The organism is Alkalicoccus luteus (assembly GCF_052061695.1).
GTDB classification, from domain to species: Bacteria; Bacillota; Bacilli; order Bacillales; family Salisediminibacteriaceae; genus Alkalicoccus; species Alkalicoccus luteus.
This window is the reverse complement of the sequence record NZ_JBPZEY010000011.1, coordinates 78398-96653: the sequence shown is the minus strand read 5'-3', so window position 1 is coordinate 96653 and position 18256 is coordinate 78398. Positions and strand designations below refer to the sequence as shown.

The 18256-nt window shown below is 48.3% G+C and carries 17 protein-coding genes and 1 pseudogene; 9 read left to right on the top strand and 9 right to left on the bottom strand.

All coding sequences use genetic code 11. The annotated features are described in order from the left end of the window. Positions 1-156 precede the first annotated feature (156 nt). The 3 genes from ACSZLD_RS14300 (at position 157) to ACSZLD_RS14290 (ending at position 4303) form a co-directional block, all read left to right on the top strand. Positions 157-1392: a helix-turn-helix domain-containing protein gene (locus tag ACSZLD_RS14300; protein ID WP_444685571.1), complete on the top strand. Its 1236-nt coding sequence runs from the start codon at positions 157-159 to the stop codon at positions 1390-1392. A gap of 77 nt (positions 1393-1469) precedes the next feature. Beyond that, positions 1470-2834 (top strand): MATE family efflux transporter, encoded by a 1365-nt coding sequence (locus ACSZLD_RS14295; protein ID WP_444685570.1) that lies wholly within the window; start codon positions 1470-1472, stop codon positions 2832-2834. A gap of 95 nt (positions 2835-2929) precedes the next feature. Then, the gene (locus ACSZLD_RS14290; protein WP_377907666.1) at positions 2930-4303 is read left to right on the top strand and encodes an aldehyde dehydrogenase; all 1374 of its coding nucleotides are present in this window, start codon (positions 2930-2932) and stop codon (positions 4301-4303) included. A gap of 109 nt (positions 4304-4412) precedes the next feature. On the opposite strand, the gene ACSZLD_RS14285 is transcribed toward ACSZLD_RS14290, so the two are convergent. Genes ACSZLD_RS14285 through ACSZLD_RS14275 form a run of 3 tightly spaced genes read right to left on the bottom strand, consistent with a single transcriptional unit; the run spans position 4413 to position 7352 of the window. Beyond that, positions 4413-4691 carry a hypothetical protein gene (locus ACSZLD_RS14285; protein WP_444685569.1) on the bottom strand — a complete coding sequence of 93 codons (279 nt, stop codon included), beginning with the start codon at positions 4689-4691 and terminating at the stop codon, positions 4413-4415. A gap of 39 nt (positions 4692-4730) precedes the next feature. Beyond that, the gene (locus tag ACSZLD_RS14280; protein ID WP_377907668.1) at positions 4731-5924 is read right to left on the bottom strand and encodes a GNAT family N-acetyltransferase; all 1194 of its coding nucleotides are present in this window, start codon (positions 5922-5924) and stop codon (positions 4731-4733) included. Positions 5925-5927: 3 nt separating this feature from the next. Beyond that, complete coding sequence (locus tag ACSZLD_RS14275) at positions 5928-7352, bottom strand: cryptochrome/photolyase family protein (RefSeq protein ID WP_444685568.1); 1425 nt, start codon at positions 7350-7352, stop codon at positions 5928-5930. Between the two features lie 93 nt (positions 7353-7445). Between ACSZLD_RS14275 and ACSZLD_RS14270 the strand changes: the two genes are divergently transcribed. Both ACSZLD_RS14270 and ACSZLD_RS14265 read left to right on the top strand, forming a co-directional pair. Beyond that, positions 7446-8780, top strand: a complete 1335-nt coding sequence (locus ACSZLD_RS14270) for a lysine N(6)-hydroxylase/L-ornithine N(5)-oxygenase family protein (protein ID WP_444685567.1) — start codon at positions 7446-7448, stop codon at positions 8778-8780. 3 nt (positions 8781-8783) lie between these two features. Then, the gene (locus ACSZLD_RS14265; protein ID WP_377907671.1) at positions 8784-9785 is read left to right on the top strand and encodes an LLM class flavin-dependent oxidoreductase; all 1002 of its coding nucleotides are present in this window, start codon (positions 8784-8786) and stop codon (positions 9783-9785) included. Here ACSZLD_RS14265 and ACSZLD_RS14260 read toward each other — a convergent pair. Further along, complete coding sequence (locus tag ACSZLD_RS14260; RefSeq protein WP_444685566.1) at positions 9779-10051, bottom strand: acylphosphatase; 273 nt, start codon at positions 10049-10051, stop codon at positions 9779-9781. The two genes, ACSZLD_RS14265 and ACSZLD_RS14260, sit on opposite strands and share 7 nt — an antisense overlap. 117 nt (positions 10052-10168) lie before the next feature. Here ACSZLD_RS14260 and ACSZLD_RS14255 point away from each other — a divergent pair, with 117 nt between their 5' ends. Beyond that, the gene (locus ACSZLD_RS14255) at positions 10169-10906 is read left to right on the top strand and encodes a lysophospholipid acyltransferase family protein (RefSeq protein WP_444685565.1); all 738 of its coding nucleotides are present in this window, start codon (positions 10169-10171) and stop codon (positions 10904-10906) included. A gap of 820 nt (positions 10907-11726) precedes the next feature. Here the strand turns inward: ACSZLD_RS14255 and ACSZLD_RS14250 are convergent. The 3 genes from ACSZLD_RS14250 to ACSZLD_RS14240 form a co-directional block, all read right to left on the bottom strand. Beyond that, positions 11727-12650: a glycine betaine ABC transporter substrate-binding protein gene (locus ACSZLD_RS14250; RefSeq protein WP_377907675.1), complete on the bottom strand. Its 924-nt coding sequence runs from the start codon at positions 12648-12650 to the stop codon at positions 11727-11729. A 44-nt stretch (positions 12651-12694) separates the two neighbouring features. Beyond that, positions 12695-13264, bottom strand: coding sequence for a choline uptake/conversion transcriptional regulator CudC (gene cudC / locus ACSZLD_RS14245; RefSeq protein WP_377907676.1), 570 nt, complete (start codon positions 13262-13264; stop codon positions 12695-12697). Between the two features lie 300 nt (positions 13265-13564). Next, positions 13565-14176 carry a YczE/YyaS/YitT family protein gene (locus tag ACSZLD_RS14240; RefSeq protein ID WP_377907677.1) on the bottom strand — a complete coding sequence of 204 codons (612 nt, stop codon included), beginning with the start codon at positions 14174-14176 and terminating at the stop codon, positions 13565-13567. Positions 14177-14254: 78 nt separating this feature from the next. Between ACSZLD_RS14240 and ACSZLD_RS14235 the strand changes: the two genes are divergently transcribed. Beyond that, the gene (locus tag ACSZLD_RS14235) at positions 14255-14608 is read left to right on the top strand and encodes a YidH family protein (RefSeq protein WP_377907678.1); all 354 of its coding nucleotides are present in this window, start codon (positions 14255-14257) and stop codon (positions 14606-14608) included. Positions 14609-14674: 66 nt separating this feature from the next. After that, positions 14675-15004, top strand: a complete 330-nt coding sequence (locus tag ACSZLD_RS14230; protein ID WP_377907679.1) for an SCP2 sterol-binding domain-containing protein — start codon at positions 14675-14677, stop codon at positions 15002-15004. A 33-nt stretch (positions 15005-15037) separates the two neighbouring features. Here the strand turns inward: ACSZLD_RS14230 and ACSZLD_RS14225 are convergent, their stop codons facing one another. After that, complete coding sequence (locus tag ACSZLD_RS14225; protein WP_377907680.1) at positions 15038-15178, bottom strand: FbpB family small basic protein; 141 nt, start codon at positions 15176-15178, stop codon at positions 15038-15040. A 104-nt stretch (positions 15179-15282) separates the two neighbouring features. Here ACSZLD_RS14225 and ACSZLD_RS14220 point away from each other — a divergent pair, with 104 nt between their 5' ends. Further along, positions 15283-16260 (top strand): MBL fold metallo-hydrolase, encoded by a 978-nt coding sequence (locus ACSZLD_RS14220; protein WP_444685564.1) that lies wholly within the window; start codon positions 15283-15285, stop codon positions 16258-16260. Between the two features lie 267 nt (positions 16261-16527). Here ACSZLD_RS14220 and ACSZLD_RS14215 read toward each other — a convergent pair. Next, positions 16528-18020: pseudogene (locus ACSZLD_RS14215) on the bottom strand (BCCT family transporter). Positions 18021-18256 lie beyond the last annotated feature (236 nt).

The window sequence follows — 18256 nt, the reverse complement described above, 5'->3', positions numbered from 1 at the left end:
TTGAATGAAGAGCGGCAGATGCTCCTGGAACTGTGAAGCTGCCGGTCAGTCCGCATCCTTGAAGATTGTATCATGCGAGAAATTCGTGTAAAAGATAGATGGAGTGGGGTATAATGAAATTAAATAATTACCATTAAAAGGTTTTGTTAAGGACTGATGACCGTGTGGAGACAACTGAAATCACAGCGAAAGAAGCTTCAGATGAAACAGGCGGATGTCTGTCACGGCCTATGCTCCGTTTCGTACTACAGTAAAATCGAGAATGGCAGAGTCATTCCTGAAGAAAATCTGGCAGCTGCCCTTGGGGAACGGCTTCAGCTAACCGAAGGAACAAGCACCAAGTATTCGAACAGCAATTTAGCTGAATGGCTTTTGCTCCACACCACGCTTTTATCTGAAGAGGAGCCGTCTACTACCCCCTCTGCCAGTCAGGCCGATGGGAGAGAGGAAACAGCACTACTTTTCGTGTTGAAACTGCGTGAGCTTTTGAAAAAGCCTTATGCAGCTGACGCGGCCTGGAAGCTGTACAACCAGGCAGAGTGTGAACATCCCTCAGACAGCAGGGTCCGATTTCTGCTTCATAAAGCAAGAGGCGTTTTATATTATGCTGAAGGATGGCCTGAGCATGCCTCCCGCAGTCTGCTCCAAGCGTATTGTGCAGCAGCAGAAACGCAGCCGGCCGTCGACGAAATGATCGATCTGCACCTGTATGCAGCGCTGACGATGCTGGAGTCTGAGAATGAAGAGAGTGCTTATTTTCATGCTGCTGCATGTGTAAGGCTCGCTGCTGAGACAGGCGATGTGAAAAGCTGTACGAAAGCGATGGAGGCAGGAGCGGAGGCACTTTTATATGCAGGGTTGAAAGAGGAAGCGGAGCGCGATCTACTGCTCCTTCAGCAAAATATCACCGGTGAGAGCGGCGAGCGGACCTCGCTGATGCGGGGGAAGTATTACAGACAGCGTGGGCAGTCTGCCGAGGCGGCTTCGATGCTGCAGAAAAGCTATCGCTCCCGTGATGGGATGGACCGGCTGGAAGTCATTTATGAACTCGTCCACGTCTTTATGGAGATGGGTATGTACGAGGATGCACGAACCTGGACAGCGCATGCACAGACAACCATCGCGGAATTCGAATCCAACCATCCGCTTTCCTCCCGCGATACAGGCTGGAAGCATCTGTTTACATTTCTCTCCAGCTGCTGCAGCCAAAGCATGGACGAGACGAAAGAGATCGTGCTGCAGATCCTGCCTTACTTTGAAACGCGCGTACAGTGGAGGCACTGTCGGTACTTTTATAATTGGCTGGCTGAACACGCGTTGTCCAAGCAGGATGTGAAGGGCGGACTTTACTGGCGGACAAAAGCTGGAAACAGGCTTTTACCTTCGTCATAAAGGAGCAGACTTTCCCAGCCTCATTCGGAATTATGATATGATTAATCCGTTATTGAGCAGGAGAGGACATGTCATGAATGCGTGAGACTTATTCAGGAAAAGAAAAGCTGGCCCTGCTGGCTGCTGTCATGTGGCCGATCCTAGTCACACAGGTCGGGTTGTACATGATGAATTTTATCGATACCGCCATGTCCGGACATGCCGGAGCCGTGGATCTTGCTGGCGTAGCGGTGGGGAGCTCGTTGTGGATCCCGATCTTGACGGGAGTATCGGGAATATTAATGGCGCTGACGCCTATTCTCGCTCAGAATGCAGGGGCGGGAAAGAGTGAAAAGACTGCATTTTATGTGCAGCAGGGCATGTGGCTTGCGGCTGGATTAACGGCAGCAGTTGCCGTACTGGGCTTCTTTTTGCTCGACCCGGTGCTTGCACTTATGGATTTGGAGCCGGAAGCAGCCTACATAGCAAAGCACTATTTAATCGGACTGGCCGCAGGTATGCTGCCGCTGTTTTTGTACAATGCGCTGAGAGGTTTTATTGATTCACTTGGACAGACCCGCACAACAATGGTTATCACGCTGCTGGCTCTGCCGGTGAATACATTCTTCAACTATGTGCTGATTTTTGGGGCATTCGGCTTTCCGGAACTTGGCGGGATTGGAGCCGGTTATGCGTCGGCGATTACGTATTGGTTTATTTTTTCGGTTACTTTCTATACGACAGCCCGCGTGCGCCCGTTTTCCGGATTTGGCATTTACAGGGGATGGAGCGGTATATCCACAAAAGCATGGAAGGAGCTCCTGCTGCTTGGAATGCCAATCGGGTTAACGATTTTTTTTGAGACAAGCATTTTTTCAGCAGTAACCCTCCTTATGAGCCAATATTCGACAGAGGTAATCGCTGCTCATCAGGCAGCAGTGAACTTTGCCAGTCTGCTGTACATGATTCCGCTGAGCTTTGCTTTTGCCCTGACGATAGCCGTAGGTTATGAAGCCGGGGCAGAACGCCTTCACGATGCGGATTCATATACGAAAATCGGTATTATAGGAGCAGCTGTTATGGGAGTGGCTGCGTCGGTGATTATTTATCTGCTAAGGGAGCCGGCAGCATTTATATATACGCAGGATCCGGAGCTGGCAGAGCTGATCACCCTCTTTTTGCTGTACGCCGTGTTCTTTCAAATGTCGGATGCGGTAAATACACCAATCCAAGGAGTGCTCCGAGGCTATAAAGACGTTAATATCCCGTTTCTTATGGCGCTGGCAGCATTTTGGCTTATCGGCCTGCCGTCAGGACATGCGGCAGCAGTATGGACGCCGCTCGGTCCGTTTGGGTATTGGATCGGCTTAATTATCGGACTGACTGTCTGTGCGGCGATGCTGGCTTACCGCCTTAAGATCGTCAGGCAGCGTTTTCGACAGGCACGTTTGCAGAGCAATTGAACGTGGAACAGGTCCATAGAGAACCTGGAGTGTGACGCTATCGGAGCGAACGACGACTAATCAGGCAGGAATGCTGAATGAGGACGTGATATAGAATGCAGGAAATGATGCAGGCACTTGTCAGTAAACAAAAAGAGTACTTTTACGGCGGGCATACGCGGGGGATAGCGTTTCGTAAACGGCAGCTCCAGCTTCTGAAGGAGGCTGTTCAAAAGCGGGAATCCCAAATCGTGGAGGCGCTGAAAAAGGATTTGAATAAAGGAGAATTCGAAGCATATTTAACAGAGATCGGATTCTTTTACAGTGAACTTAAGGATATGTACAAAAACATGGATTACTGGGCTTCTCCTCAAAAGCAGAAAGCACCCATTTCCCATGTTGGCAGCAAAAGCTATGTCTATAAAGATCCTTACGGGGTCGCACTGATCATCAGCCCTTGGAACTATCCCTTCCAGCTTGCGATGACGCCGCTGATCGGAGCGATTGCCGCTGGCAACACGGCAATTGTTAAACCGTCTGAAATGACGCCCAATACGAGCATGGTCATTCGGGATATTGTTACGGCTACCTTTGCGGAAGAATATATCGCCGTTGTAGAAGGGGATGCGGAAGTTTCGAAAGCTCTTCTGGATCAAAAGCTGGACTATATCTTCTTTACGGGCTCTAAGCATACAGGGAAAAAAGTGATGGCTAAAGCAGCAGAGCGGCTGATTCCTGTTACATTGGAGCTTGGCGGTAAAAACCCCGCTATTGTAACAGAGGATGCCAACCTGAAGCTTGCAGCGAAACGGATCGTATGGGGAAAGTTCTTAAATGCTGGTCAAACGTGCGTTGCTCCGGATTACGTACTGATTCATGAATCATCGCGCCGAAAGTTTTTGAAGCTTGTGGTGCAGTACACGAAACGGTTCTTCGGTCCGGAGGTACGGGGGAAACGAAGCTATCCAAGAATCATATCGGAAGAGCATGTGGACAGACTGGCAGAGCTTCTTGATAAGGAGAAAATATTATACGGCGGCGCTTTTGATCGGGACAGCCGAAAGGTAGAGCCGACGATTATGATGGACGTCCAGCTGGATGATCCAGTTATGGAAGATGAAATATTTGGGCCGATTTTGCCGATCGTTTCGTATCAGTATGAGCATGAAGTGCTGGATTTTGTGCGGGAGAGGCCTAATCCGCTTGCCCTGTATCTGTTCACCGAAAATAAGGACACTGAGCAGATGATTATCAGCAACCTGTCTTTTGGAGGAGGCTGCATCAACGATACTATTATGCATATCAGCACGCCGTATCTTCCGTTTGGCGGGGTAGGAGAGAGCGGTCATGGAGCCTATCACGGGAAAGACAGCTTTGATACATTTACACATCGAAAAAGTATTCTAAAGCAAACGACGAAGTTTGATCTGCCGATCCGTTATAATCCTTCGCAGAAAACGTTAAATACGCTGAAAAAAATGTGGGAATAACGGCTGCAGCTTCAAAGATGTCAAACCAACCTTCATACGGCCTATCTTGCCGTTTGGGTACGAAAGGGATCCGGCTTTATTATCAAAGCCGGATCCCTTTTCGTTCATCTTATTGTTTTCGGTCTTTCTCATTAAACAAAAATCGATTCATCTTCATGATCAGTCTGAAAAAAAGCGGCATGAAGATCCAGACAGCAGCAAGCATCAGCAGTCCGTACGTCAGGACATACCCTAAGCCGAACTGTACATAATAAGCGACCAGGAACACAGGTGACAGTGCTGCCGGTATAAAGAAAATAACGGCGGTAACCCAGTAATAGAGCCTTAACGAACTGTCGTTTGGAACCTGTCCGTACAGCTTTTCAAAAAATGTTTTTAATGGATGCATCATTCTATCCTCCTGCTTTGTTCATCGAGCACGGCCGGCTCAGAAAAAATCGTAAATGAACGGAGGATAGTCCGGCAGAGCCCGCTGCAGGAGCCGTACCATATCCTCTTCTCCTTCAATCATGCCTTCTTCCCAAAGACGAACCGGCTTTTGTGCTCCCATAATGATAGCAGACAGCATATTAATATCAAGTTTGATCCCCTTTTTGGAAAGTTGCCGCAGCGATCGGTCTTCTTCATTTCGCGGAGGGAAAAACCGGACACGGGACGGGGGACCGGAATCTGCAGATAAAATATACGTTCCATCATTCCAAGGGCAAAATTCATCGCTCACATGCAGCATGACCGATTCATTTGTTTTCAGCTCGAGCGGGAGCAGGCTCAAAAGTGGCTCGCACGATACGATTCGCGCCATGAAATAAGAGGCTACATTCCGCTCTACCTTCGGATCCGGAAGCAGGAACGGCATCATATCATGCGCTCTGCCGGTAATCGATACCGTATCGGCCATGGAATCGTGATTGCGTATATAGCCCATAAGACCGCGACGCGCGTCCGGATCGAGCCAAATTATTTCATGTACGGTCATTTTTCTATCTTTCATTTCATAAATCATGTAGCCGAAGATATCATCACCACGGGTGTAAACCGCACAGGTTCCAGGCTTGCGTTTAAATGTATTCTTGCGCCACCATTCAGCTGACCTCACGACGGAACCATTGATGTTCGCGGCCCATCGATCATACACCGGACCAATTTTCTGGGCATCCGGCGTAATCCGGCTCACTTTGCCTTCACTGGGCTCAAACAACGGGAACTGCTCCCGTTTCAACACGCACGTTTCCTGATCGGCGTATAGTTCCCAGCCGAATCTGCGGTAAAACGGAATGGAAAAAGGATACAGCAGAGACAGGAGCCTGCCTTCTTTTCTCATTTGCTGAAGGGAATGGTAAAGCAGCTTGCCGACGTGTCCTTTGCGCCGCTCCTCCGGCCATGTAGCAACTCCGGAGACTCCGCCTGCCGGGATGCTCATGTCATAGAAGTAAATGTCCATCGGCAGGACGGCTGCTTTTGACAGCATCTCACCGTTTTCTTCAATCACCCACGTTTCCTGAGGATTCATATCAGCCAGGCGTGCTCTGCGCTGTTCTTCGGTCAGCTCGTACTGAAATGCAAATTCTGACATTTTTACTGCATGCTCTGCTTCTGATGACTTCAGCCGCCGGATCTCCACTTTTTACTCCCCCTTATCCTGATACATCTCGATCGCTTTTTTTCGTTCCAGTTTATGATCGACTGTCGGTTCGGGATAATCCTCCCCAATGGTACATGATGCTTGTTGTTGTTCTTCCTCCGGCATCTTGTGAGGTTCGTGAATCCATTTATCAGGAACATCCGCCAGCTCCGTCACATAACGTCTGATGAAAGAGCCATCCGGATCAAACCGTTCAGACTGACGGATCGGACTGAACACACGAAAATACGGTACTGCATCGGTGCCAGTCGAAGCGGCCCACTGCCAGCCCCCGACGTTTGAAGCCGGGTCATGATCAATCAGCTTATCAGCAAAATATGCTTCTCCTTCCCGCCAGTCAATATGGTAATCCTTTGTTAAAAAGGAGGCGGTGATCATGCGAAGCCTGTTATGCATCCATCCGGTTTCATTCAACTGGCGCATTCCGGCATCAACAATCGGGAACCCTGTACGACCCTCCTGCCAGGCTTGCAGGTTTTCTTTACTGGTCACCCATTCGAGCGAACGGAACTTCTCCTGGAATTCCTGGTCTGCCGTCTCCGGGAAATGATACATGATCATCGCGTAAAAATCTCTCCACGCAAGCTCTTTGATAAATGTTTCCGCACCCTGTCCGCCTTTATCTGCCGCTGCATGGTAAATACGTCTGACAGAGAGGGCGCCGGTGCGGATATAAGGGGACAGCCGACTCGTGCCGGCAACGGCGGGACGGTCTCGTTCCTTGTCATAGTGTGCTATACGGTCATCGATAAAATCCTCCAGTCTGTCGAGTGCGGCCGCTTCGCCAAGCGCCTGCCACTTACGGCTGCAGGAAGAGAGAACCTGCTCAAAGGCCTTTTCGCCGTCAGCAGAAAGCGATTGATGCGGATGATACCGCTTATGGAACTGGTCGTGATTATCATCGGCTTCCGCCGGTTTGTCTTCCTGCAGCCACTTGCGTGAAAAGGGAGTATATACTTTGTAAGGAGTGTCATCGTTTTTAACGATCTCGTCCGGCTCGTGTATATAGCTTCCCGGCGTGCTGGTAAACTGAATATCTGATTTTTCCAGGGTGCGAAAGGCTTCGCTGTCGCGTTCGTGTGAAAAAGGTGTATAATCCTCGATATAAAAGATTTCGCGCAGGGAGGAAGTCCGTTCAGCCAGCAGGCTGAATGCTTCTTCTACTGTACCTGAGAGAATATGAAGCTTCAGACCCGCCTCCTCGCATTGTGATTTGAACGAAGCTGCTGTTTGAAAAAAGTAATCATTGCTGCTATCTGTGTTATGCTGAAAATCCGGATGCAGATGAAAGAAAAACATCAGGTTGCCATCGTGCTCCTCTGCTGCATTCCAGGCAGCTTTCAGAGCAGGGTGGTCGTGAAAACGAAAATCATTTCGAAACCAGACGGCAAAAGTCGGCTGGGTCATAACAAAACACCTCCAAAAAAGTATCGTGCTGCTTGTGCCCGTTTTCATAAGGCGGGCCTGTCCCATCTAATTGATCGATGCTGGAGTGAAAGGATGTCCAATCAGCCCATGGCACAAAAAAAGACGAATTATCATGTAATTGGAATTGGAATCGGACCTGCTAATCTGGGGCTCGCCGCACTGTTAACGAAAGCGGAGGGGGTTACCTCTCTTTTCTTTGATGAATCGCCTGAATTTCAGTGGCATCCCGGTATGTTGATCGAAGGAGCAGATCTGCAGGTTCCGTTTTTAGCCGATCTGGTAACGATGGCAGATCCAACGAGCCCGTATTCTTTTTTGAACTATTTATCTTCACAAGGCCGGCTGCACGCCTTTTTCTTTTTTAACCGCTTCGATATCCCCCGGAGAGAATATAACTACTACGCCCGCTGGACCGCAGATCAACTGCATAACTGTCTCTTTGGAAGACGTGTAACAGATGTTACCTATGATCAAGGGTGCTACTGCGTGCAGGTGCTCGATCAGGAGACGAAAGTAGAAACGGTGTATTATGCTGATCATATCGTAGTTGGTACAGGAACAAAGCCGCTCATACCAGAGCCCCTGCAGGGCCATCCTCCCGAGGATGTGCTGCATACAAGTCAATATGTCATGCAGGAAGACAGTATTGCGGGAGCAGGCAGCGTGCTGATAGCTGGCTCAGGTCAAAGTGCAGCCGAAGTGTTTCTTGAGCTGCTTCAAAAAGATGACCGGCCTGAGCTGCACTGGTTTACCAGATCATCCGGTTTTTTTCAGCTGGAATCAGGTAAGCTCGGTCAGGAAATATTCTCTCCAGATTACATTAACTATTTCCATCAACTCCCGCTGGAGAGGAGACTGGAAGAGCTGCCTAATCTGACGCAGCTGCGAAATGGAGTGGAAGAAAGCACCTTGCATAAAATCTACGATGTTCTTTATCATCGTACAGCTGGTGGATATTCAAGCGGAGCTTGCATCCAGGCGAATACGGAAGTGGAGAATATTACAGCGAACAGCGATAGCTCGTACACCGTTACGCTTCGGCAGCATCAGCAGGAAGAAACATTCGATGTAACCGTCGACAGGGTGATTCTTGGAACCGGCTACAAGCCTGATGTACCGGAATGGCTTGACGTGCTCACAAAGGACGCGAACAGGGAAGGGGACGGATGGCTGAAAATCAACCGGCGTTTCGACGTATCCTTTCCTGACGAGCGGACCGGCAGGCTTTATACGCTAACTGATATCGTTCACTCGCATGGTGCCGGCGCGACCAATCTGGCACTAGCTGTTCATCGTAACGCAACGATCATCAATGACATTGCAGGCCGCACCGTTTATAAAGAAACAGGATCGAATGTGTTTCAGCGGTTCGGTGCCCCAGAATCTGTTGATAAAGGAGCAGAGTAGCTAATGCGACTCAGTGTGCTTGATCAGTCCCCTGTAGTGTACGGCGGCTCTGCCCGGATCTCTCTTCATCAGTCCATTGAACTGGCAGCTATGGCCGAAAAGCTGGACTATTACCGCTACTGGGCTGCAGAACATCACGATAGTCCAGGGTTAGCCTGTACCGCACCGGAAATACTGCTGAGCCGTATCGGCTCCCAAACAAGCGTCATCAGGCTTGGAACAGGGGGGCTGCTTTTGCCTCACTACAGTGCGTATCGTGCAGCTGAACTGTTTCATATGCTGGAAGCCCTGTATCCGGGCAGAATTGATGCCGGGATTGGCAGGGCGCCCGGCGGTATGCCTAGAGCTTCACTGGCATTAAGTGAAGGCCGTCCGCGGAATGCAGCAAGGTATCCAGAACAGCTGGAGGATCTTTTAAACTGGCTGCATGACCGGCCTGTAGAAAAATATGTGTACGGCGAGGCGAAAGCAGGCCCCTCAGTACGTACAGCGCCTCCAGTTTGGATTCTTGGCTCTTCAGAAAAGGGAGCAGCACTTGCTGCCGCGCATGGACTCCCATTTACATTTGCGCATTTCATTAATGAAGAGGAAACCGATCGAGCGGCAGCTGTTTATGTGGATCAGTTTCAATCCTCTGAGTGGTTGGACGAGCCTTATTTCATGGCTGCTGCTTCCGTTGTGTGTGCACCGACTGACAAAGAAGCGGAAAGGCTGGCAAAAAGCGTAGACTTAGCTGTATTATCAGCAGAAAAAGGGGCGCCTCTTCCGGAAATTCCGCATCCGGAAGAAGCAGAAGCCCACGACTGGTCCGGATATGATGGGGAGCGTCAGAAAGAAAATCGCCGCAGACTGATTGTCGGAAGCGCCAAGTCAGCTGCTTCTCAGCTGCAGGAGCTTGCTGCACGAACGAAAGCGCAGGAGCTGATGATTATCAGTAACCTGCACTCGCATGAAAACCGGATGCAGTCGTATCGGCTGATCGCTGAAGAACTACTACATCAATGAACGATGCGGAACTTTGCAGGTTCGGATTTTTCATCAAGCTCAACCGGAATCACCCGGTCAACCTCGGCCGGATATCTCGCCTGGCCAAGCGCACGGATGAACGCATGCAAGCTCTCTTCATCTCCTTGAGCTTCCATACGTACAGATCCATCCGGCTCATTGCGGACCCAACCTGAGAGCTCCCGCTGTAAGGCTTCGAGCTGTGCAAAATAACGAAATCCAACACCTTGCACACGGCCTGTCACGGTAATATCATAGCGGGGCATAATCAACCTCCTTTATAAAAGGCATATTCATCGATTATGTTCCCTGACACCGGATTTTTTACACCTGAAGCAGCAGCTTCAGCTGATTGAATTTTTAGAAAGGAAGCGGATGCAGTTATGATTCGAACAGGGTTATGGTTTATCTACTTTTTTATTCACTTGGTTCTGGTGATTCCCGGACTTGGAATTGCTCACATGCTGAAACGAAAGGACGGGGAAAAAGCTGACGCTTATATTCACAGGCGTGCGTACCTCTGGGCTGCAAGTCTTGTCAAGTTTGCCGGAGGGAAAATAGTCGTTCACGGAAACGAACAGCTGCCTGATGGACCTGTACTGTTTGTTGCTGGACATCAGGGCAACTTCGATATCCCGATACTACTTTCAACTGCTAATAGAAAAATCGGCTTTATTTCAAAGGTAGAGGTTAAAAAAATACCGCTCATCGGTTCTTGGATGAAGCTGCTTGACTGTGTGTTTATTGATCGAAAGGACCGGCGGCAGTCTGTAGCTGCTATCCGGGAAGGTTCTGAGAAGTTGAAGAATGGAAGCAGTCTGGTTATATTTCCGGAGGGTACGCGAAACCGGGGCGGAAAACCGGGGCAGTTTAAGAAAGGAAGCCTAAAGCTGGCGCAGTTATCCGGAGTGCCGATTGTTCCCGTTACAATCAATGGGTCGTACCGGTTAATGGAAGCGAACGGAGGAAAAATGAAGCCTGCTCGAGTCATCGTTACGTATGGAGAGCCGATTACGATTCATCAGGACAAGAAAATAGATGCAGCTGAGCTTGCTGCTCTTGTTCAACAGCGGGTAGAAGAACATTTGCCGGCTGCGGTTGAGAGTGAAAGCGTGTTGTAACAGGCGCATGGACGCAGCAACAATTAAATGCGATCCAGCTTCGTTCACAAGTTAAATGCAGCGGCAGTTTCAAGTACGGAATAGAAAGCGCAGCACGTACTCCTATGTAAAGAAAGAGAGCGGTCCGTATCTGGACCGCTCTCTTTCAGAGTGCTGATAAAGTCATTTTAGGTGAATAAGATTGCATCTGCCTGTATCTGCGGACCCTCGCTTTCCGGAGGGAACGGGCTCAGCTAACCGCTTCCTTCTTCCGTCGGAAGCGCTGGATCTTCGCCTCGTTCTAATCCTCTCGGAGTCGAGCTCCTTCGATGTAGGCAGCTGGCAGTACGTTTCATATACCTGGTTAATCAGCTTCCATACAGGATAAAACCTTCCCGATGAGACGTTTCAACATTGAATAGGAGTGTCCGGACTTCCTAGAAATCATGATAAACATAAAAAAGCAGTCGCTTCTGATTATCGTGAAACGTTATTTTCCAATAAGCAGATCTGTTTCCCGATGTGTCCGGCGGGGCGCAACAAGCAGTCTGAAGAATCTCTAGCGCTTTGTTTTGGAGCGGCAGATCGCACGAGCGGAGCCGGACTGGCTCTTGAAGGCTTCACGTGAGAAGCCTGAGTCCGAGTGAAGCCGCGCCATCCTCTCGTGCCTTTCTTCCCTTCATACAGGGGGTCACCCTGAGAAATAGCGGAAGGTCAGCCCAGGGCAGGCTAGGTAAGCAGAAGGGAAATAAAACCAAACGAATCAACATGTAAGTCGAAAGACTTTATCAACTCTGGAAAGAGCGGTCCGTATCTGGACCGCTCTCTTTCTTACTTTCGTTTATTCTTCGTTATCCGTACCCTCGTTATCTGTTTCTGCACCTTCAACGTCAAGCCACTCGTCAACGGTTTCACGGTTGTTGTCGATCCACTGCTGAGCAGCGTCTTCGATTTCCATGTCGTTTTCAGCTACGTCAAGCATGACTTCGTTCATGTCGTCAGCATCCCAATAAAAGTTGTCGAGGATGTCAAACGCAACTGGATGATCCTCTTCAAGACCTTCACGGACCATCGTGCGAATTTCTTCCTCTTCCTCGTAAACACCTTCCGGATCTTCCAGGAAGCGGATATCGTAAGAGTTAAACTTCCAGTGAGGCTGCCATGCTGTTACGACGATCGGGTCTTCATTGTCAATAGCAGCATCCAGAGCAGCGGTCATCGCAGCATCAGAACTTGGAGAAGCATCAATATCAAGATCATACACGTCGACCACTTCTTCAGTGGACATCATGATGCCCGCACCAGCGTCGATACCGATGATTTCATCAACGACATCAGAAGACAGTTCATCAATGCTCGTGATGTCCATGTAGTCAGGAACTGCAAGACCGGTGCGGCTTCCTTCCAGGTTCGCGCCAAGGTCTACCATGTCGTCCCCGTACTGTTCATACTCAGAAGCCATATCAGACGGGAGCCATGCACCGACAAATCCATCTGCGTCGCCATTCGCTACGCTGACCCACATCGGTGCCTGCTCAACGACAGTGAGCGTTACATCGTACCCTGCTTCCTCCAGAACCTTCGCAATCACGTTTGTGGAGGCAAGCTCCGATTCCCATGCTACATACGTCAGCTCAATTTCCTGGCCTTCCGGGCTGTAATCTTCATCTGCACCTGTGTTTTCTTCTCCGCAGGCAGCCAGCAGCAGTGCCGCCGCTCCTATTCCTGCTGATGTCTTCCAGATGTTCATGTTCGTCTTTTTCATGCTTGACAACCTCCTGCTAAATTTTGATACCACCGGGGTACCGTTTATTCGTTTGTATCCTGATCTTCAGGATAAAAAGGAATCAAGTCGAAAATTTCTCCGGATTTTACAGAGGCAGAAAGCCGCTGAAGCCAGTAATAATAAGGCTTGGACTCTTCTAATATAGTATACACTGATTTCGCTTCTTCCTTTACGCTTTCCGGAAGATTTTCCTGTGAGGAAAGCTCCAGGAGCTCTTTTTGTGCATGCCGGATTGATTCCAGGTTCAATGCGGCTTCGCGGTCCCATTTCTTACTGAAAAAATTGGAGAAAAACTTGAAAAAATCCCGTTCTGCTACATACGTATGCTTACGCTCGCCTTTTTTAAATGTTTTTTTGACGACGTTAAAGTCCTGCAGCTTGCGGACCCCGGTGCTCATGCTCGGCTTGCTCATTCCAAGCTCATCTCTCATCTGATCCAGCGTCATATCGCCTTCAAAATACATTGTCCCATACAAGGTTCCGGCGCTTCTGGTTACTCCGTAAAGATCCATCGTTTCCGCGAGGGAGTCAATGACCAGCTCTTTCGCATGATCAATCGTCTCACGGGCTTTCTCTTCGTGAAAGTCTGCCATTGGAGAGGACCTCCTTCATTCATGCTTTTTTCGCAAACTATCGGCCGTGTCATCTCCTGCTGCCGGAATGAAGTGGAAGATCAGATAAGAGAACACAGCACGGTCTGTTCAGTTTGTTAAAAAAATAATTAACGTTCTTAATGATACTTATATATTTTCGTTTGTAAACCCCCTGAGCCAAAAAAGACAGAAAAATCGTCGTAAAAAGAACGAAAAATGTAGGAGAGAGGGAATAATTCAGTGCGTGAAAGCAAAAAAACCGGCATGCATGAGGACATGCTGCCGGTTTCGTTTCCATTATCATGCGGTGAGTCTTGTACGAAAGGCTGTGACAGGTCGATGAAAAACCTGAATCAGCGGACCGATTAAAAACGCAATGATCAACGTCCCGATCCCGATCGGACCCCCGATGAAAAAAGCGGCAACCAGAATCATCAGCTCAAGCGCTGTTTTGGAGAAAGCCAAGCTTCTTCCAGTCAGCGTATGAAACACTATCATCGCGTGGTCAATCGGGTTACGGGCAAAGGAAGACTGAAGGTAAGAAGCAATGCCGGCGCCGCAGCATAAAATGCCAGCTGTTAAAATGGCTGCCTGCTGTATAAACGTAGCAGGAACGGCTTCTGCTAGGACAATAAGCATCCAGAAATCGATAAAGCTTCCAATTAAGAACATCGTAATAAGTGCTGAAAAATCAGGCTTTTGCTGCAATAATGCTGCATTAATGAGAATCAAAACGAAGCCGCCAATAAACGTCCAGCTCCCAACTGTAAGGCCGATCGACTCAGACAAACCGACAAAAAAGGCATCCCAGGGACCGGCTCCAAGACCGGCCGTAATAATCAAGCTGATTCCGAACGAAAGCGCCGCAAGGCCTGCTACATAAAATCCTGCTATAATGAAAAACGTACGCATAGTTAAAAACTCCTGTCTGGTAGCATAACTTGTTTAGTTTAGCATGATCGGGAGCAAAACAACAGAGGAGGCAGCGTGATGAAACCTACTCCGGATTCTTCCTATATTCAACAGCATCTGGCAAACGAGCGAACGTTTCTTGCATGGGTTCGAACCGCACTTGCAATGAAGGGAATTGGGTTTCTTGTGTTTGGAGCAGAGCTGCTTCTTTCGGATCAACAGGCAGGGAGAGGGGCAATCTGGATCAGCCTGCTCTCATTTACAGCAGGCGCAGCAGTATTGGGAATAGGTACATATTTATATTTCAAGCATCGTAAAACGATTAATACCGGAAGTTTTCAAGCCGCTTCAGGGACCGTTGCCGCAGCCGGACTGCTGAGCGGAGGCGTTCTGCTGCTTCTGCTTCTGTATGCATTTTATTTGTTCGTATAGTTCTATACAAATTGGAGGAAAGAAGCTATAATGAATGAATAATCATTCACAAATGGAGGGCTTATGATGACCGTTTCACAAGTATTGCAGCAATTCACTGAAAAAATGGAAGCAGACCCGCAGCATATCGAATCATTGACCTACACGTATGAATTTCACATTACGGATGAGGATAGTACCTATCAGCTGAAAATCGATCAGGGAGCCGCCGACTATGCAGAAGGAACACCCTGGGAACCAAAACTGGTGCTTGAAATGAGCCGGGAATACTTTCAAAAGCTTGCAGAAGACGATTTAAATGCAACCATGGCTTATATGAGCGGGAAACTGAAGGTAAAAGGAGATGTTTCACACGCACTGAAGTTTCAGTCGCTGCTTAAAAAGTATCAGCAGTAATCATGCTTCGTATAAAATGCAGAGAAAGCAGATTCAAGAATCTGCTTTCAGCTGCTTTTCGTATTTTGAGTCAAGCTTTTCTTCGATCTCAGAAACGGCCTGCTGGTCATTCATAATGTCACGTTTATTTTGTTCGACAAGCTCTTCAAAGCTGGTTCGATTAATACGTCGCATGTCATCCCATCCTTTTTATGTGGCTTCAAGAATAAGTATACACTAAATTCAGATAATTTAGATAACAGGTTTGTTACAATATATTGAACGTTAATAAAAGGAGGATGAAACGGATGCGGACTGCTTCTAGAACGAGTCAGGTGGAACGAATTATCATTCCGACGCCGTTCCTTGTCGGAGATGTGAATGTGTACTTGATAAGCGGAGACGTAAATATTCTAATTGATACAGGACCGGATACTCCGGAGGCGAAGCAGGCGCTGTTACAAGGTCTCAGGGGGAGAGGACTTGAAACAGAGGATATCGATCTCCTGATTTTGACACACCATCATCCCGATCATATCGGTCTTGCCGGAATGTTTACGGGCAAAACGAAAACGGCAGGGCATCCGCTCTTAAAACCTTGGCTTGAAAAGAATGAAGGACTTTACGAGCATATCGAAGCATTTTTTCGTCCATTCTTTAAAAGACATGGAATGGATGAGGAAGTGATTGAGCAGATCGTCCGCCAACAGGAGCGCTACAGGGAGTTTGTACAACCTGCAGAGATGACAGATGAACTGGAAGAGACCGTTCAGACGCCAATGCTGCCAGGATGGACAATTATCGAAACGCCCGGTCATGCCAGCACACATATCAGTCTGCTGCGTGAAGAAGACGGGCTGCTGGTTGCAGGTGATCATGTGATCAAACACATTTCCTCCAACGCCATCATTGAAGCACCCGCTTCAGCTGGAGCCGAACGCCCGAAAACACTGCTGGATTATCGGCAGTCATTAAAAAAGTGTGCAGGAACAGCGCTTATTTTTTCCGGGCACGGGGATATGATTACTAACCCGAGAACTTTGATCGAAAAAAGGCTGACGGCTCAGCTTCAGAAAGCGGATATGTTTTTATCAAAATTAGAACAGCCGATGACAGTGGCAGAGTTGACGAAAACAGTCTATGGTACCATGTTTAAGAAACAACCGGACCTCACGTTTTCCGAGACACTAGGTCATCTCGATTTGCTTGAGCAACAAGGCAGGGTGAGCGTCTGGATCGATGGAAACAAGGCGGTGTACGAATCGCTTCAGCTTTAGATGAATACGGAGGGCTTTGCTTCCGCATAAAAACCGAGCTGCATACACCCGCGCTCGGTTTTTATCTGATTTTACGCAAATTATGATTTCCTTAATAGCGTGAACCAGCTGACGATGGGTATGGATAGATTCGTATACCTGGAAACGAGGCGTAAGCTGCATAATCTGTTTAACGTTTTAACCGCTGTGCTTTTAAAAAGCTTAAAAAGAAAAGAAGCCAGGAAAAAAATCCAGGCTTCTTAATCAGTCCATTTTTCATGTTTAACACTACGGGCGATGCTGCGAGTCAAACTGCTCTTTGTACATTTTGCGCACTGTTTTCGGTGCCGTCCAGAGCGTCGGCAGAAGCAGCAGAGAAACCGGGACTGCAGTGAAGACGATAAAGGACTGCAGGGCATCGACGCTTCCTTCACCTAAATAGAGCAGAACAGATGCGACGGCTCCCATCAAAACGGCCCAAAATACACGAAGTCCGGCAGATGGCGTTGTTCCACCTGTAACTGCCATGGAAATCGAATAGCTCATGGAGTCACTCGTTGTAGCAACAAAAACAACGGTAACGATTAAAAACAGAATCGCAAGCACGGTTCCAAACGGCATTTGTTCTACAATAGCGATCATCGCCGCCGGCATACCGCCTTCATCTAAGGCACCGGAAACAGCACCTGCCTGCTGCAGTTCGTAGAAAATACCGGAACCACCTACAACAGAAAACCAGAAATTCGTTACTATTGGAGCGATAATGGCTACAGCGGTAACCAGCTCACGGATGGTTCTTCCTCTGGAAATACGGCTGATAAATATAGCCATCATTGGAGCATAACCGATAAACCATCCCCAGAAGAACAGCGTCCAAAACGACAGCCATGCTGTATCCTGGCGATAGAGACTCAGTTCAAAAAAGTCACGTACATATACCCCGGTTGTACCGATAAATGTATCGATAATAAAGCCGCCTGGACCAAGAATCAGCACAGCTCCAATCAAAAACATTGTTAAGATGACGTTCCATCTGCTGAGAAACTGAATTCCCCGGTGAACGCCGGTAACAGCTGAAACTGCGGCTACAGAAACGAGACCAAATACGATCAGGACTTGGGTAAGGAATGTATTGGGCAGTCCAAATACGGATTCAAAGCCGTACGCGGCCTGTAAGCCGAGAAAACCGATAGGTCCAATCGTTCCCGCTGCAACAGCAATGATAGAAAATGAATCAGCAAGTGTACCGACCGCATTTTTGTGAATGACTTTAGAACCGAAAACGGGATAAAGCAGTGTTCTCGGCTTCAGCGGCATGCCTTTATCATAGTGGGCGTGCATGAGAATGATAGCAGCAAGTGTACCTAGGACAGCCCAGGCGAGAAAGCCCAGTCAAGAAATGACTGCGCCATAGCTGGAATGACAGCGCCCGCCGTGCCTGGCTCTGCGTCGTACATTGGCGGTGTTTCAAGAAAGTGATACATCGGTTCGGCCGCAGCCCAGAAGACACCGCCTCCTGCCAGCAGCGTACACATAATAATGGATATCCATTTAAACGTACTAAATTCAGGTTTATCCATCGCACCGAGCTTAATTCTTCCAAAACGGGAAAAGGCAATAATAATGGCGATAAGAAACGTAGCGAGCATAAGCACTTGCCAAAATGCTCCGAAGTAAGTTGTTGCAAAGGTAAAGGACCAGTCAACGAAGCCCCCTACTGCTTCTGCATTGATCAGCGAAGCAATCACAAACGCGATCAGCAGTCCGCCGCTTATAACCATAACCGGCCAGTCTATTCTTGCATGTTTCATGTTTATTCTCCTTCATAAATACGGAACACATACTTTTCGTGCACAAGGAATGACAATACCAGTTACGAAGCGATGACGCAACAAAAAGAAACGAATTTAATGAAATCAGGGTCTATCGTTGACTGTTCAGGTTTCAAAAGACTCGCGGAGGGAATTAAACATAATTATCGCAGAGAAATACAATTCGCAACAGACAGTTGGTTCCC

What these genes read in the sequence shown, in the direction of transcription:
- ACSZLD_RS14270 (WP_444685567.1), top strand. Translation starts at nt 7,446, where the DNA reads ATGTCCAATCAGCCCATGGCACAAAAAAAGACGAATTATCATGTAATT.
- ACSZLD_RS14265 (WP_377907671.1), top strand. Translation starts at nt 8,784, where the DNA reads ATGCGACTCAGTGTGCTTGATCAGTCCCCTGTAGTGTACGGCGGCTCT.
- ACSZLD_RS14225 (WP_377907680.1), bottom strand. Translation starts at nt 15,178, where the DNA reads ATGCGACGTATTAATCGAACCAGCTTTGAAGAGCTTGTCGAACAAAAT.
- cudC (WP_377907676.1), bottom strand. Translation starts at nt 13,264, where the DNA reads ATGGCAGACTTTCACGAAGAGAAAGCCCGTGAGACGATTGATCATGCG.
- ACSZLD_RS14285 (WP_444685569.1), bottom strand. Translation starts at nt 4,691, where the DNA reads ATGCATCCATTAAAAACATTTTTTGAAAAGCTGTACGGACAGGTTCCA.
- ACSZLD_RS14260 (WP_444685566.1), bottom strand. Translation starts at nt 10,051, where the DNA reads ATGCCCCGCTATGATATTACCGTGACAGGCCGTGTGCAAGGTGTTGGA.
- ACSZLD_RS14255 (WP_444685565.1), top strand. Translation starts at nt 10,169, where the DNA reads ATGATTCGAACAGGGTTATGGTTTATCTACTTTTTTATTCACTTGGTT.
- ACSZLD_RS14275 (WP_444685568.1), bottom strand. Translation starts at nt 7,352, where the DNA reads ATGACCCAGCCGACTTTTGCCGTCTGGTTTCGAAATGATTTTCGTTTT.
- ACSZLD_RS14230 (WP_377907679.1), top strand. Translation starts at nt 14,675, where the DNA reads ATGACCGTTTCACAAGTATTGCAGCAATTCACTGAAAAAATGGAAGCA.
- ACSZLD_RS14235 (WP_377907678.1), top strand. Translation starts at nt 14,255, where the DNA reads ATGAAACCTACTCCGGATTCTTCCTATATTCAACAGCATCTGGCAAAC.
- ACSZLD_RS14240 (WP_377907677.1), bottom strand. Translation starts at nt 14,176, where the DNA reads ATGCGTACGTTTTTCATTATAGCAGGATTTTATGTAGCAGGCCTTGCG.
- ACSZLD_RS14220 (WP_444685564.1), top strand. Translation starts at nt 15,283, where the DNA reads ATGAAACGGATGCGGACTGCTTCTAGAACGAGTCAGGTGGAACGAATT.
- ACSZLD_RS14300 (WP_444685571.1), top strand. Translation starts at nt 157, where the DNA reads ATGACCGTGTGGAGACAACTGAAATCACAGCGAAAGAAGCTTCAGATG.
- ACSZLD_RS14295 (WP_444685570.1), top strand. Translation starts at nt 1,470, where the DNA reads ATGCGTGAGACTTATTCAGGAAAAGAAAAGCTGGCCCTGCTGGCTGCT.
- ACSZLD_RS14250 (WP_377907675.1), bottom strand. Translation starts at nt 12,650, where the DNA reads ATGAAAAAGACGAACATGAACATCTGGAAGACATCAGCAGGAATAGGA.
- ACSZLD_RS14290 (WP_377907666.1), top strand. Translation starts at nt 2,930, where the DNA reads ATGCAGGAAATGATGCAGGCACTTGTCAGTAAACAAAAAGAGTACTTT.